This is a genomic window from Rhodanobacter sp. KK11 (assembly GCF_033345435.1).
Lineage (GTDB): Bacteria > Pseudomonadota > Gammaproteobacteria > Xanthomonadales > Rhodanobacteraceae > Rhodanobacter.
In genome coordinates this window covers 235648-248577 of the sequence record NZ_JAWPMI010000004.1, presented here as the reverse complement: position 1 = coordinate 248577, position 12930 = coordinate 235648, and the positions used below count along the sequence as shown (strand labels likewise).

Genomic DNA, 12930 nt, shown 5'->3' with positions numbered 1-12930 from the left:
AGACTAGCCAATTGCCCCCGCCACCACAAAAAAGAGGCCGGCTTGCGCCGGCCTCTTCAAACGAATGCCGTCACCGCGATCAAACCGGGGTGACGTCTTCGGCCTGCAAGCCCTTCTGGCCATCGACGACCTTGAAGCTCACCTTCTGGCCTTCCTGCAGACTCTTGAAACCCGTACCGGTGATGGCACGGAAATGCACGAATACGTCAGGGCCGTTTTCCCGGCTGATGAAACCGAAACCCTTGGCGTCGTTGAACCACTTGACGGTACCTACTTCACGATCCGACATGACTCACTCCGATCCTTTCCAGACGCTGAGACAAACCGGCCCCAACGGGCCGACGGTTTACTGAGCATGCAGGGTCCGGTGCAACAGTCGGATTCAGGAAATCCCTACCGGGCACTCTCGTAGCCAAGCAGACGCAGCGGCCCAAGCATAACGGATTTTCAGCTCGCAAGTGATTTGTCAAGCGGGCCGCCCGGGACATTATCCAAGTAGGAAAAACCGGACATCTCTGCCCGGTTTCCCTTGCACAAGACCACGATCAGGCCGGGGTCACTTCCTCGGCCTGCAGGCCCTTCTGGCCTTGCACTACCTTGAACGAAACCTGCTGGCCTTCCTGCAGGCTCTTGAAGCCGCTGCCGGTAATGGCGCGGAAGTGCACGAAAACGTCCGGGCCATTGTCGCGGGCAATGAAACCGAAGCCCTTGGCGTCGTTGAACCACTTGACGGTACCCATCTGCCGATCAGACATGTTTATCACTCCACAGGTTTTATGGACGCGGCCGCCCGGGTCACCGACCGGCTCGACTGGTATGCAAGGAAACAACCCAGGGGGTGAACGATGAGGCAGATCGCGGATCGGCTGCATCGGGCCACAAACTCTGCTGACCCCGGCAAACACAGTGGGCGGATCATAACGGCACAACAGGGCCGAACGGAATGGAGCGGATTCACCGTTTTCCTGCCGATCCGGCGGCCAATTCAGATTCCCTTGACCTCCGGCGCGGTTTAGTGACGGTCCCGTTCCCGCGCCGGCCAACCCGATTTGCCGGCCGGGGCCGCCACCGCCGAGGAGAACCATGATGCCTGCCCCGTCCCGTCCGACCCTGATGTGGGTATTCGCAGGTCTGCTGCTGGCTGGCTGCGCGCAGCACCGCCAGGACACCAGGACGACGACTACGTCCAGCACGACAACCTCGTCGTCCTCCGCCACGAAAACCGCTGGCACCGCCCAGCGCGAACGCACCACGCCGGCCCGCGGCAAGCCTGCCGCCGAATCCGACCTGTCGGGGAACACCGGCATCGCCGCCTGCGACGACTACCTCGCCAGTTACCTGGCCTGCCACCGCGCGGCGGCGATCTTCCCGCCGGACCAGTTGCCGGCCCGCTACGAGGCGATGCGCACCGGCCTGCTGCGCGACTCGAAGAACCCGCAGACCCGACCGCAGCTGGCGGCCCGCTGCAACTCACTGGCCAGTCAGCTGCGCGAGGCCCTGCACGGCAAGTCGTGCGCAGCGAATCCGGCGCCGGCGGGCAGCACGCCGTAGGCCACCGGAATCGGGGCCGGCTGAAAAGCGCCTGTCACGCGTCGCGCCAGGCCGCGCGCAACAGTCGCGCCAGCAGCGCCGGCTGGGTGCGGCCCAGGCGGATTTCCGGGGTACCGTGCCAGCGGGCGGTATCGGCAATGGCCCCGGCCACCGCCCGCACCAGTGTCGGCTCCGGCGACACTCCGGGCTCCAGGTACAGGGCTTTGACCTCGAACACGCCGGCGTCACGATGGGCCTTCGCATCGAGTCGGCCGACCAGACGGCCCCGATGCAGGATCGGCAGCGCGTAGTAGCCGTAGCGGCGTTTCGACGCCGGCGTGTAGCACTCGATGGTGTACTCGAAATCGAACATCGCCAGTACGCGCGCCCGGTCCCACACCAGCGGGTCGAACGGCGACAGCAGCGCGGTACGGGTGGCGCGCAGCTTGCCGGCCCGTGCCCTGTCCAATGCCTCGGCATGGTCGCGGTGCACATAGCCGGGCGCGCTCCAGCCCTGCACCGGTACCGCCAGCAGTTCGCCGCTGGCCACCAGCGGCGCCAGCTCGCGCTCGCCGACCCTTGGCTTCAGGCGGAAGTAGTCGGCGATCCAGGCCGCCTGCGTCACCCCCAGCGCACGCACGCTGTCGACCACGAAGCGCCGGCGCCGCTGCGCCGCCGAAGGCGCGGCGGCGGCGTCGAACGGCGGGTCGAGCCGGGCCAGCACGTGCTCGGCCAGGTCGTAGACGCGCTGGAAATTGTCGCGCCGCGCCACCATCAGCTCGCCCAGCGCGAACCACGCCTCCAGCCAGCGCTTCTCCGGTTTCCATTCCCACCAGCCCGGTTTGCCGGCAGTGTCCTTGCGTGCGAAATCGGCGGCCCGCACCGGACCGGAGGCACGGATCGCAGCCAGCAGGGCCTCCATTTCGGCCCGCTGTTCGCGATGCATCCGCGCGGCGCTGCGATGCGCCCAGTGATGCGCGCGGTGGTCGTGTCCGCCGCGATGCCAGGCGACGTCGGCGGCGGTGATGAAACACGCCTCGTGCGCCCAGCATTCAGCCAGCCGCCCCTGTGCCAGCGCGTCGTCCAGCCAGTCCGCCGGGTAGTCGCCCAGACGCGAGTGCAGGACCAGGTAGGGGCTGCGCGCCACCACGTGGATGGTGTCGATCTGCAGCAGGCGCATGCGCCCGATCGCCGCCACCACGTCGTCGCGCCGGGGCCGTCGCCGCGGCGACTGCAACAAGCCCTGTGCGAACAGCTGCAGCGCCCGCGCCTGCGCCAGGCTCAACACGCGACCGTCACCTGAAGCGGCGCCCAACGGCGGTGCATCTTCACGACCTCGTGACCCGTATAGTGAGCCGGCATTTACAAAACCCTTGTTAGCGTGAAATCCGAATGGGGCCGGACGGAAACTCCACCCGATGGATCACCGACATCCGCACACCCTCGCTCAATCATTCTGACATGGAGCACCGATGATGAAATCCCGCAAGCCACTGCTGACCACCCTCGCCGCCGGCTCGCTGCTGTTCGCCGGCAGCCTGCTCGCACAGGACGTGCCTTCGCCGCCGTCCTCGACCGCGACGGCGACGCCGTCGCCGGCCGGCCAGCCCGACGCCGTCACCATGAATACGCCCGCCGGCGAGCTGGTCGTGCGCTCGAGCATGCCGCCGCCCCCGCCGGTCACCACGCCGCCCGCCTTCGAGCAGCTGTCCGGCGGCGGGAAATACATCAGCGAGGAACAGGCTGCGGTCTACCCGCTGCTCGCCAATGACTTCCTCTACGCCGACCACAACCGCGACGGCCGCATCAGCAAAAGCGAGTACGAGCGCTGGATCGCGAACAAGTAGACCCGTGCAAAAGCGGACGCCGGCTGCATGCGCGGCCGGCGTTTTCATGTGCCGGTCATCGCTGCCCATGGCCGCTCCGCTAGACTGGGCCGCTGCCCTGCCAGGAACTTTCCTCCATGAAGCGATCGACCGCGGCCGCTCTTCTGGCCTTGTCCGCCGGCGCCCTGGCCACCGTCGCGCATGCGCAGAACCCGGACCCCACCGACATCCGCGCCTGCACCGCGATCGAAAGCGATGCCCAGCGGCTGGCCTGCTACGACCATGCGACCGGCCGGGTCAACCTGCCGATCGCACAGAAGCGGGTGGACGCGACCACCACGACGCCGGACATCTTCAGCCGCGACCGCCAGAAGACGTCCAGTGCCAGCGTGGAGTCCAACAGCGAAGTGGCCACGCCGCTGTCGCTGCTCGACAGCCGCTGGGAACTGTCGCCGGAAAGCAAGCTCGGCACCTACAACATCCGCGGCTACAAGCCGGTGTACGTGTTGCCGGTGTTCGCCACCAGCAACCAGAACAGCCGGCCGCACAGCCCGAATCCGGACAACACCGTGCCGGCGCCGGGGGAGCAGCTGGACAACGCCGAGATGAAGTTCCAGCTCAGCCTGAAGGCCAAGCTGTGGCAGGGCGTGTTCGGCGACGCCGGTGACCTGTGGGTGGGCTACACCCAGTCCTCGCGCTGGCAGGTCTACAACGCGCAGCTGTCACGCCCGTTCCGCGAGACCAACTACGAACCCGAGGCGATGCTGATGTTCAGCACCCACTATCGGGTACTGGGCTGGGACGGGCGGATGCTCGGCATCGGCTTCAACCACCAGTCCAACGGCCGCAGCAACCCACTGTCGCGCAGCTGGAACCGGGTGATCGCCAACGTCGGTTTCGAGCGCGATGGCTGGACCGTGATGCTGCGCCCGTGGTGGCGCGTGCCGGAAGCACGCAGCGACGACAACAACCCCGACATCAGCGACTACATGGGGCGTGGCGAAATGCAGATCGTGCACGAATGGCACGGCCAGGAATTCGGCATGCAGCTGCGCCATTCCCTGCGCGGCGGCAGCCGCAGCCACGGCGCCGCACGCTTCAGCTGGAGCTTCCCGATGGCCGGCAACCTGCGCGGCTACATGGAAGTGTTCAAGGGCTACGGCGAAAGCCTGATCGACTACAACCACAACGCCACCTACCTGGGCCTGGGCGTGTCGCTGCTCGACTGGTATTGATAGCGACGAAGGCCCGGTGCGAGCGCCGGGCCTTCGTCGCATCAGCAGGGCGGCCTGGGGCCGCGCCGGCAATCAGTGGTGGTGGCCGCCGGCGCCGTGCACGTGGCCGTGCGCCAGCTCTTCGGCGGTGGCGCCACGCACGTCGGTCACCTCGATGGCGAAATGCAGGGTCTTGCCGGCCAGCGGGTGGTTGGCGTCGATGAAGACCACGTCATTCTCGACCTTGGTCACGGTGACGTTGATCTGGCCTTCCGGACCGTGGCCCTGGAACTGCATGCCGGGCTGGATGTCCTCGACGCCCTGGAACGCCGCGCGCGGCACTTCCTGCATCAGCTCGTCATGGCGCACGCCGTAGCCCTCTTCGGGCGCCACGTCGGCGGTGAACTTGTCGCCGACCGCGCGGCCTTCCATCTGTCTTTCCAGGCCCGGCACGATATGGCCGCTGCCATGCAGGTAGGTCAGCGGCTCGCGACCCTCGGAGCTGTCGATGACCTGGCCGTCGTCGTCGGTCAGCGTGTAGTGGAAGGCGGCAACGGCGTTCTGGGCAATCTGCATGAGGTTCTCGCGAATAGGTTCAAGTCCGCCGGCCAGGTGCCGACACGAACCGCGCAGGTTACCAGAACCGCGAAGAACCGCCTGCAGGCTGCGGGAATGCGCCAGCGTCGGCGCCGGCGAACTGGCGCGGAACTCGCGGGGAACCCGATCAGCCGGCCAGCCGGGCCCGCGTCTCCTTGCCGATCTTCTCCGGCGTGTCGGTGGAGGCGTAGCGCTTCACTACCTGGCCGTCCGCATCGACCAGGAACTTGGTGAAGTTCCACTTGATCGACTCGCTGCCGAGGATGCCCTTGCCTTCGCTCTTCAGCCACTTGTACAGCGGATCGGCATGCTCGCCGTTCACCTCGATCTTGGCGAACATCGGAAAGGTCACGTCGTACTGGGTGCTGCAGAACGTCTTGATCTCGGCCTCGTCGCCAGGTTCCTGGTGGCCGAACTGGTCGCATGGAAAGCCGAGCACCACCAGGCCCAGGTCGCGCTGGTCCTGCCACAGCGTCTCCAGCCCGCGGTACTGCGGGGTGAAGCCGCACTTGGAGGCAACATTGACGATCAACAGCGTCTTGCCGCGCCATTCGGCGAGCGAGCGCGGGTTGCCATCGATATCGCGAACGGTGAAATCGTAGACGCTGGACATGGACGGACTCCGTATTGATGGATCAATCCGGCAGCATACGCCATCGACCGTGATGCCCGTGGCATAGAATGGCCCACCACCCGCAAGCCAGGTTCCGTCGTGATCCGCTTCGTCGATGTCCACAAGTCCTACCGCGTCGACGGCAGGGACATTCCCGCGCTGCAGCCGTTCAACCTCGAGATCGCCGATGGCGAGGTGTTCGGCATCATCGGTCTGTCCGGCGCCGGCAAATCGACGCTCATACGGCTGATCAACCTGCTCGAGCGACCCAGTGGCGGGCGCATCTTCGTGGGCGACACCGAGATGACCGCGCTGGCCGAACCGGCATTGCGCGCACAGCGACGCCGGATCGGCATGATCTTCCAGCACTTCAACCTGCTCGCCTCGCAGACGGTGGCCGACAACGTCGCGTTTCCGCTGCGACTGGCCGGCGAGCGCGATGCCGGTGCATTGCGCGCACGCGTCGACGAGCTGCTGGCGCGGGTGGAGCTGACCGCGCATGCCGACAAGTACCCGTCGCAGTTGTCCGGCGGCCAGAAGCAGCGCGTCGGCATCGCCCGCGCACTGGCCAACCGGCCGTCCATCCTGCTGTGCGACGAGGCCACCAGTGCGCTCGACCCGCAGACCACCGCCTCGGTGCTGGAGCTGCTCGCCGAGATCAACCGCGAGCTGCAACTCACCATCGTGCTGATCACCCACGAAATGGACGTGGTGCGCCGGGTGTGCGATCGCGTGGCGGTGCTCGACGCCGGCACGATCGTCGAGCGCGGCGCGGTCGCCGACGTGTTCCTGCACCCGCAGCATCCCACCACGAAGCGCTTCGTCAACGAGGCGCTGCCGGAAGAAGCGGCCAGCGAACTGGCGCCGTTCGCCAAGGTGCCCGGACGCATCCTGCGCCTGAGTTTCCGCGGCGACGCCACGCTGACGCCGGCGCTGGGCCGCGTCGCGCGCGAGACCGGAGTCGAGTTCAACATCCTCGCCGGCCGCATCGACCGCATCAAGGACCTGCCCTACGGCCAGCTCACCCTGGCGATGCAGGGCGAACGGGTGGACGCCGCGCTCGCCGCGCTGCGCACGGCCGGCATCGAGATCGAGGAGTTGCACCGATGAACCCGCTGCAGGAACTCTTTCCGAACATCGACGACTGGGGCGAAATCGGCCGCGCCTGCATCGACACCCTGCTGATGCTGGGCGGCTCGCTGGCGCTCACCGTGCTGATCGGCCTGCCGCTGGGCGTGCTGCTGTATCTCACCGCCAAGGGCCAGCTGCGGCCGATGCCGAAGCTCTACGCGGTGACCTCGCTGCTGGTGAACATCCTGCGCTCGGTGCCGTTCATCATCCTGATGATCGTGCTGATGCCGGTCACCTACGCCCTGGTCGGCACCAAGCTGGGCATCCGCGGCGCGATCCCGCCGCTGGTGATCGGCGCCGCGCCGTTCTTCGCGCGGCTGGTGGAGACCGCGCTGCGCGAGGTGCAGCAAGGCGTGATCGAGGCCAGCCAGGCGATGGGCGCCAGCCTGTGGCAGATCGTGCGCCACGTACTCCTGCCGGAGGCGCGCGGTGGCCTGTTCGCCGGCATCACGGTCACCGCGATCGCCCTGGTCGGCTATACCGCGATGGGCGGCGCCATCGGCTCCGGCGGCCTCGGCGACCTGGCCTACCGCTACGGCTACCTCAGCTACAAGTCCGACTACATGCTGGTCACCGTGGTGCTGCTGATCGTGCTGGTGCAGCTGCTGCAGATGATCGGCGACCGTATCGTGGCTCACTACGGCCGGCGCTGAACGGACGTCTTTGCATCTGGCGGTATGGACGGCTATTCTTGTGCACCGCACAAGACTCCGCCACCATGAAACTGCAACTGCCCGCCATCGCCGCCATCTTTTCCCTGCTGTTGCTGGCCGGTTGCTCCGGTTCCGGCAAGCCGGACGACCATGTCCTCACCGTGGCCGCCACCGCCGTACCGCACGCGGAAATCCTCAAGCAGGCGAAGCCGCTGCTGGCGCAGGAAGGCGTGGACTTGCAAATCAAGGTGTTCGCCGACTACGTGCAACCGAATACCCAGGTAGCCGAGAAGAACATCGACCTGAATTATTTCCAGACCAAACCTTATCTGGATGCGTTCAACCGCGAACGCGGCACCCGGCTCACCATCATCACCGGCGTGCACATCGAACCGTTCGGTGCGTACTCGCACAAATACAAGAGCATCGACCAGCTGCCCGATGGCGCCAGCGTGACGCTTCCCAACGATCCCAGCAACAACAGCCGCGCGCTGCTGCTGCTGGCGAAACACGGCCTGATCACGCTGAAGGATCCGACCGACGAGATGGCCACGTTGAAGGACATCACCGCGAATCCGAAACACCTGAAGTTCCGCGAGCTGGAAGCGGCGATGCTGCCGCGCACGCTGGACGAGGTCGACCTGGCGCTGATCAACACCAACTACGCGCTGGCCGCGGGGCTTAACCCCACCAAGGACGCGCTGCTGATCGAGAGCAAGGACTCGCCCTACGTGAACTACCTGGTCGGCCGCCCCGACAACCAGAACGATCCGCGCGTGCAGAAACTGGCCAGGGCACTGACCAGCCCGCAGATCAAGGCATTCATCGAGCAGAAGTACCACGGCGCCGTGCTGCCCGCGTTCTGACTCCGTGCTCCCTCCCCTGCAACGCAGGGGAGGGCCGGGGAGGGGTTCGCTTTTGACTTGCTGTTTCCCGCCAGCCGGGGCTACCCCCTCCCAACCTCCCCCTGCAAGCAGGGGGAGGAGCAAAGCGTTTACCCCTGCGTCGCGGGAATCTGGAACACCTGCCGCAGATACGCCACGTAAGCCTCGTCCTCGCACATGTTCTTGCCCGGCGAGTCGCTGAGCTTGGCCACCGGCTGGCCGTTGCAGCGAATCATCTTGATCACGATGTTGAGCGGCGCGGGGCCCACGTCGTTGGTGAGGTTGGTGCCCACGCCGAAGGCAAGCTGGCAGCGGCCACGGAAGTGCGCGTACAGCTGCATCACTTTGGGGATGTCCAGCCCGTCGCTGAACACCAGCACCTTGCTGCGCGGATCGACGCGGTTCGCGCGGTAGTGCGCCAGCACCTTCTCGCCCCAGGCGAACGGGTCGCCGGAGTCGTGGCGGGTGCCGTCGAACAGCTTGCAGAAGTACATGTCGAAGTCGCGCAGAAACGCGTCCAGCCCATAGACGTCCGACAGCGCGATGCCGAGATCGCCGCGATACTCCTTCGCCCATGCTTCCAGTGCCGCCACCTGCGAGTCGCGCAGGCGCGGGCCCAGCGCCTGGTGCGCCTGCAGGTATTCGTGTGCCAGCGTGCCCAGCGGGGTCAGGTTGAGCTTGCGCGCCAACCACACGTTGCTGGTGCCGGCCAGCTGCTCGCCCAACCCCTCGCGCAACAGGGTCACCACTTTTTCCTGCCACACCCGCGAATAGCGCCGGCGCGTGCCGTAGTCGGCGATCCTGCAACCGGCGTAGTCCGGCGTGTCGCGCAACAATTCGATCTTCGCCTGCAACCGCCGATGCCCCTCGGCAAGATCGAGGCCGCTGCTGGTGTGGCGGAAGTACACCTCGTTGACGATCGCCAGCAACGGTACCTCGAACAGGATGGTGTGCAGCCACGGCCCGCGGATGCGGATCTCGATCTCGCCGTTGGCCGCCGCGGCCGGCGCGATCGCCACGTACTTCTCGTTGAGCTGGAACAGCCCCAGGAAATCGACGAAATCGCTCTTGATGAAGCGCCACGTGCGCAGGTAGTCGAGCTCGTCCGGCGCGAAGCGCAGCTGGCACAAGGCCTTCAGCTCGGTACGGATCTCGTCGATGTACGGCACCAGGTCGATGCCCGGCGTGCGGCACTTGAAACGGTACTCGACCTGGGCGGCCGGATACTGATGCAGCACCACCTGCATCATCGAGAACTTGTACAGGTCGGTGTCGAGCAGCGAGTCGATGATCATCGGTGGGCGGGGAGCGGGGCGGTGCCGGCCATTATCCACGCGAACCGCGCGGCTTGTTCCGCCCAAAAAGAAACCCCATCGGCCAGGGGAGGACCGACGGGGTTTGTCAGGCGGCATCCAGGGGAGGAAATGCCGGCCCCTCAGTGACGCGATGCATTGCGCCACTTCCTGTCGCCATCACGGCGATACGCCTGCTTAGTGTGGCTGCCAGCAGGTGAGTTCAACGTGCATGCCGGCCTTTGTTCAGCTTGCCGACAGGCTTGCGCCGCAAACGCAGCACGCGACGATGCGTATATCCGACGTCTACAATTTCCTCGCTCCTCAAGCGGGATCGACCATGAAGCTGTTCGCCGCGTACCTGTTCGCGCTGTGCCTGACCCTGCCCGCAATGGCCGCCGAGTTGAAGGTGGATCTCGGCCACGGCGTCGTCACCTACCGCAGCGAAGTCCTGCTCCAGCGCCGCGACGTGCGCACGATCAGCGTGCCCGGCGACGTCGCCTTCCACCGCACGATGCACTACCGCGCCGTGCCGCTGGCCGCGCTGCTCGAAGGCACCGGTCCCGGCGATCATCTGCAGTTCGTCGCCGGCGACGGCTTTGCCGCCGAGATCCCCGCCGCCCTGCTGCTGAACACGCAGGGCAGCACAGCCTGGCTGGCGATCGAGGACCCGGCGCAGCCGTGGCCCGCCGTGCCCGGGCACGGCAACGCCGGGCCGTTCTACGTGGTGTGGACGCAGCCGCAGGCCGCGCACGTCGGTCCGGAACAATGGCCGTACCAGCTGGCAAGCATCCGAAAGTCGAGTGGTGTGACCGAACGCTTTCCGGCGATCCTGCCCGATGCCTCGCTGCCGGCGGACAGCGACGTGCAGCGCGGCTTCGCGGCATTCCAGCGCACCTGTTTCGCCTGCCACACGCTCAACGGCCAGGGCGACGCCAGGCTCGGTCCGGACCTGAACATTCCGCACAACCCCACCGAATACCTGCGCGCCGACCTGCTGCGCGCCTTCATCCGCAATCCGCAGTCGCTGCGGCAATGGCCGCAGGCGAAGATGCCGGGGTTCGACACGCAAGCGCTGCCCGACGCCGACCTCGACGCCGTGCTGGCCTATCTGCGTCACATGGCTGGGCGCAAGCGCGGCGGCTGAGGCGACTGCGTCGCTCACGGCCCGGCCGCCGCCTCTGCCTGCTGCGCATCGCACAACGCCTGCAGCGCCTGTTCGCGCTGCGCCTTCGGTTCGCGCGCCAGTTCGCGCACGCCGGCGTAGAACGCCGGCCACTGCCCCTCGGCCTGGCGGAACAGCGCGGCGAACGCCGGCGTCCAGCGCTCGTACAGGCCGAACGGCAGCAGCCGCGCATTGTTGATCGGCTGCGCGACCCAGGCGTCGTAGCGGTGGTCGTCCGGCCAGTCGCGCTCGCGCCACTGCGCGTAGCGGGCGCGAAATGCCGCGATCTCGCGTTGCTTGCCGGCCTCCATCGCCGCCGCGTCCGCGCCGCTGGCGTACACGGCCGCCAGGCGCGCGCGCAGGTCCAGCACCAGATGGGTGAAGCCCTCGTCCATCGCCCGCGCCCGCTCGTCCGGCGGCGGCAGGCCGCGCGACCGGCGCCATTCGCGCAGGCCCTCGTTCTGCACGAAGGTCGCGAAAGATTCGTTGAACGCGGTGTCACCCTTCACGTAGAGCAGCTGGTGCGCCAGCTCGTGGAAGATGGTGCCGTCCAGTTCGTCGTCGTCCCAGCGCAGCATGCTCGACAGGATCGGATCGGCGAACCAGCCCAGGGTGGAATACGCCGGCACACCACCGACCCACACGTCGTCGCCGCGTTCGTGCAACCGTGCCGCGTACTTCTTCGCCGCCGCCTCGCTGAACCAGCCGCGGTAAGCCACGCAGCCGGCGATCGGGAAGCACTGCGGCACCGCCTGCACCGAATAGCGCGGCGCGGCGAACACGTTCCACACCACGTAGGGGCGATCCAGCGCGACATAGCCGGTGTAGCTGCGGTTGTCCGGCAGGGCCAGTCGCTGCGAGGCGAACCGGCGCGCCTGCTGCGCCTGGCGAAGGCGCGCGGCGAGTTGCAGGTCGGTGGACGGATCGCGCACCAGCTTGCTCACCGCTCGCCGCTGCACGATCAGCGCGCCCTGCCCGCGCGCCGCCTGCGCGTAGTAGCGCAGGCTGCCGCAGGCACACAGCAGAAGGCCCATCGACGCGATGACGATGAGCCTTGCAATACGGGGGCGTGGCGGCACGAATCCGGGCATCCCCCGATTGTGCCTCAAGCCTCAGTCGCGGCGATCGTGATCGCCGCTGTAGGAGCCTCGCCGCTGCCGGTTGCCGTCGCGACCGCCGCCGCGATAGTCGCTGCGGCCATCGCCATGGCCCCGCCACTGGCCGGCGTGACTGCGGTAGTCGCGATGATCGCGATAGCCGTCATGCCGATAGCGCGAACCGCCGTACCACACGCTGCTGACGCCCACGCTCACGCCGGGTGCGTAGCAGCAGCCGTAGTAGCCGTCGTAATAACCGCCGTAGTAGCTCGGCGCCACGTAGTAGGCGTTGCCGCCATCGCCATAGTAGGCATCGCCGCCGTAGGCGGAACCTCGCACATAGCTGTAGCCCGGATCGTAATAGCAGCCCGACAGCGTCGCGGCTGCGACGATCAGGACAACACTGGCCAACAGGCGTTTCATGATCCGTCCCCAGGTGGGAGTGGCAACGTCACGTTAGGCCGCCACACTTGAACGCGCACTGAGTTTCGGCACACGGCTCCAGCATGTTTACCCGCCAGCCATGTATCGCCGCCCGACCGCTTTCGCCGCCGCGGAACCGGCCGCCGGCGCCGGGCCGGCCTTACCCGCCCCGCTTGGCCAGCAAGGCCTGGATCTTCGCCACGGCGTCTTCCTGGCTGATGCGACGGACCGGCGTCGACTCCGGCGGACGCTGGTGCAAGTCGTGTTTCTTCGCGGCGACCCGGGTGGCGGGGCTGGCCACGGCCTTCTTCGCCGTCGTCTTCGTGGCCACTTTCTTCGCGGCTGCCTTCTTCGCCGCCGCCTTCTTCGCGGAGGCCTTCGCCACCGCCGTCTTGCGCGGGGCGGACTGCTGTGCGGCCGTTTTCGTGGCAGGCGCCTTGCTGGCGGCGGCTTTCTTTGCCGCGGATTTCCTCGCAGCCGACTTGCGGGTCATGGCCATGCGTTC

At 67.0% G+C, this 12930-nt stretch carries 16 protein-coding genes; 7 read left to right on the top strand and 9 right to left on the bottom strand.

The window, feature by feature from the left end; genetic code table 11:
* Positions 1 to 79: 79 nt before the first annotated feature.
* Together R5H19_RS11695 and R5H19_RS11690 are read right to left on the bottom strand one after the other, a co-directional pair.
* Positions 80 to 289: a cold-shock protein gene (locus R5H19_RS11695; RefSeq protein WP_318159180.1), complete on the bottom strand. Its 210-nt coding sequence runs from the start codon at positions 287 to 289 to the stop codon at positions 80 to 82.
* A 256-nt stretch (positions 290 to 545) separates the two neighbouring features.
* A complete protein-coding gene (locus R5H19_RS11690) occupies positions 546 to 755 on the bottom strand; it encodes a cold-shock protein (RefSeq protein ID WP_318159179.1) in 210 nt (69 codons plus the stop codon).
* 331 nt (positions 756 to 1086) lie between these two features.
* Here R5H19_RS11690 and R5H19_RS11685 point away from each other — a divergent pair, with 331 nt between their 5' ends.
* Positions 1087 to 1551: a hypothetical protein gene (locus tag R5H19_RS11685; RefSeq protein ID WP_318159178.1), complete on the top strand. Its 465-nt coding sequence runs from the start codon at positions 1087 to 1089 to the stop codon at positions 1549 to 1551.
* Between the two features lie 34 nt (positions 1552 to 1585).
* Here R5H19_RS11685 and R5H19_RS11680 read toward each other — a convergent pair whose 3' ends face one another.
* On the bottom strand, positions 1586 to 2818 hold the full coding sequence (locus R5H19_RS11680) for a crosslink repair DNA glycosylase YcaQ family protein (RefSeq protein WP_318159177.1): 1233 nt from the start codon (positions 2816 to 2818) through the stop codon (positions 1586 to 1588).
* 184 nt (positions 2819 to 3002) lie between these two features.
* Here R5H19_RS11680 and R5H19_RS11675 point away from each other — a divergent pair, with 184 nt between their 5' ends.
* Both R5H19_RS11675 and R5H19_RS11670 read left to right on the top strand, forming a co-directional pair.
* A complete protein-coding gene (locus R5H19_RS11675) occupies positions 3003 to 3377 on the top strand; it encodes a hypothetical protein (RefSeq protein ID WP_318159176.1) in 375 nt (124 codons plus the stop codon).
* A 116-nt stretch (positions 3378 to 3493) separates the two neighbouring features.
* Complete coding sequence (locus R5H19_RS11670) at positions 3494 to 4591, top strand: phospholipase A (protein ID WP_318159175.1); 1098 nt, start codon at positions 3494 to 3496, stop codon at positions 4589 to 4591.
* A 72-nt stretch (positions 4592 to 4663) separates the two neighbouring features.
* On the opposite strand, the gene R5H19_RS11665 is transcribed toward R5H19_RS11670, so the two are convergent.
* A complete protein-coding gene (locus R5H19_RS11665) occupies positions 4664 to 5146 on the bottom strand; it encodes a peptidylprolyl isomerase (protein ID WP_318159174.1) in 483 nt (160 codons plus the stop codon).
* 148 nt (positions 5147 to 5294) lie between these two features.
* Complete coding sequence (locus R5H19_RS11660; RefSeq protein ID WP_318159173.1) at positions 5295 to 5780, bottom strand: glutathione peroxidase; 486 nt, start codon at positions 5778 to 5780, stop codon at positions 5295 to 5297.
* Positions 5781 to 5879: 99 nt separating this feature from the next.
* Here R5H19_RS11660 and R5H19_RS11655 point away from each other — a divergent pair, with 99 nt between their 5' ends.
* The 3 genes from R5H19_RS11655 to R5H19_RS11645 all read left to right on the top strand — a co-directional run bounded on the left by R5H19_RS11655 (position 5880) and on the right by R5H19_RS11645 (position 8430).
* Entirely contained in the window at positions 5880 to 6890 is a 1011-nt protein-coding gene (locus R5H19_RS11655; RefSeq protein ID WP_318159172.1) for a methionine ABC transporter ATP-binding protein, read from the top strand.
* Positions 6887 to 7564 carry a methionine ABC transporter permease gene (locus R5H19_RS11650; protein ID WP_318159171.1) on the top strand — a complete coding sequence of 226 codons (678 nt, stop codon included), beginning with the start codon at positions 6887 to 6889 and terminating at the stop codon, positions 7562 to 7564. The genes R5H19_RS11655 and R5H19_RS11650 overlap by 4 nt, the downstream gene beginning before the upstream one ends.
* 65 nt (positions 7565 to 7629) lie before the next feature.
* Positions 7630 to 8430, top strand: a complete 801-nt coding sequence (locus R5H19_RS11645; RefSeq protein WP_318159170.1) for a MetQ/NlpA family ABC transporter substrate-binding protein — start codon at positions 7630 to 7632, stop codon at positions 8428 to 8430.
* A 128-nt stretch (positions 8431 to 8558) separates the two neighbouring features.
* Here R5H19_RS11645 and pncB read toward each other — a convergent pair whose 3' ends face one another.
* Positions 8559 to 9743, bottom strand: a complete 1185-nt coding sequence (gene pncB / locus R5H19_RS11640; RefSeq protein ID WP_318159169.1) for a nicotinate phosphoribosyltransferase — start codon at positions 9741 to 9743, stop codon at positions 8559 to 8561.
* 337 nt (positions 9744 to 10080) lie between these two features.
* Between pncB and R5H19_RS11635 the strand changes: the two genes are divergently transcribed.
* Positions 10081 to 10887 carry a cytochrome c gene (locus R5H19_RS11635; protein WP_318159168.1) on the top strand — a complete coding sequence of 269 codons (807 nt, stop codon included), beginning with the start codon at positions 10081 to 10083 and terminating at the stop codon, positions 10885 to 10887.
* A 14-nt stretch (positions 10888 to 10901) separates the two neighbouring features.
* On the opposite strand, the gene R5H19_RS11630 is transcribed toward R5H19_RS11635, so the two are convergent.
* The 3 genes from R5H19_RS11630 to R5H19_RS11620 form a co-directional block, all read right to left on the bottom strand.
* Positions 10902 to 11939 (bottom strand): aminopeptidase, encoded by a 1038-nt coding sequence (locus tag R5H19_RS11630; protein WP_318159167.1) that lies wholly within the window; start codon positions 11937 to 11939, stop codon positions 10902 to 10904.
* Positions 11940 to 12017: 78 nt separating this feature from the next.
* A complete protein-coding gene (locus R5H19_RS11625) occupies positions 12018 to 12425 on the bottom strand; it encodes a hypothetical protein (protein WP_318159166.1) in 408 nt (135 codons plus the stop codon).
* A 160-nt stretch (positions 12426 to 12585) separates the two neighbouring features.
* Positions 12586 to 12924, bottom strand: coding sequence for a hypothetical protein (locus R5H19_RS11620; RefSeq protein WP_318159165.1), 339 nt, complete (start codon positions 12922 to 12924; stop codon positions 12586 to 12588).
* Positions 12925 to 12930 lie beyond the last annotated feature (6 nt).

Coding starts and splice junctions, on each gene's coding strand:
- R5H19_RS11695 (WP_318159180.1), bottom strand. CDS start 289: ATGTCGGATCGTGAAGTAGGTACCGTCAAGTGGTTCAACGACGCCAAG.
- R5H19_RS11690 (WP_318159179.1), bottom strand. CDS start 755: ATGTCTGATCGGCAGATGGGTACCGTCAAGTGGTTCAACGACGCCAAG.
- R5H19_RS11685 (WP_318159178.1), top strand. CDS start 1,087: ATGCCTGCCCCGTCCCGTCCGACCCTGATGTGGGTATTCGCAGGTCTG.
- R5H19_RS11675 (WP_318159176.1), top strand. CDS start 3,003: ATGATGAAATCCCGCAAGCCACTGCTGACCACCCTCGCCGCCGGCTCG.
- R5H19_RS11670 (WP_318159175.1), top strand. CDS start 3,494: ATGAAGCGATCGACCGCGGCCGCTCTTCTGGCCTTGTCCGCCGGCGCC.
- R5H19_RS11665 (WP_318159174.1), bottom strand. CDS start 5,146: ATGCAGATTGCCCAGAACGCCGTTGCCGCCTTCCACTACACGCTGACC.
- R5H19_RS11660 (WP_318159173.1), bottom strand. CDS start 5,780: ATGTCCAGCGTCTACGATTTCACCGTTCGCGATATCGATGGCAACCCG.
- R5H19_RS11650 (WP_318159171.1), top strand. CDS start 6,887: ATGAACCCGCTGCAGGAACTCTTTCCGAACATCGACGACTGGGGCGAA.
- R5H19_RS11645 (WP_318159170.1), top strand. CDS start 7,630: ATGAAACTGCAACTGCCCGCCATCGCCGCCATCTTTTCCCTGCTGTTG.
- pncB (WP_318159169.1), bottom strand. CDS start 9,743: ATGATCATCGACTCGCTGCTCGACACCGACCTGTACAAGTTCTCGATG.
- R5H19_RS11635 (WP_318159168.1), top strand. CDS start 10,081: ATGAAGCTGTTCGCCGCGTACCTGTTCGCGCTGTGCCTGACCCTGCCC.
- R5H19_RS11630 (WP_318159167.1), bottom strand. CDS start 11,939: ATGGGCCTTCTGCTGTGTGCCTGCGGCAGCCTGCGCTACTACGCGCAG.
- R5H19_RS11625 (WP_318159166.1), bottom strand. CDS start 12,425: ATGAAACGCCTGTTGGCCAGTGTTGTCCTGATCGTCGCAGCCGCGACG.
- R5H19_RS11620 (WP_318159165.1), bottom strand. CDS start 12,924: ATGGCCATGACCCGCAAGTCGGCTGCGAGGAAATCCGCGGCAAAGAAA.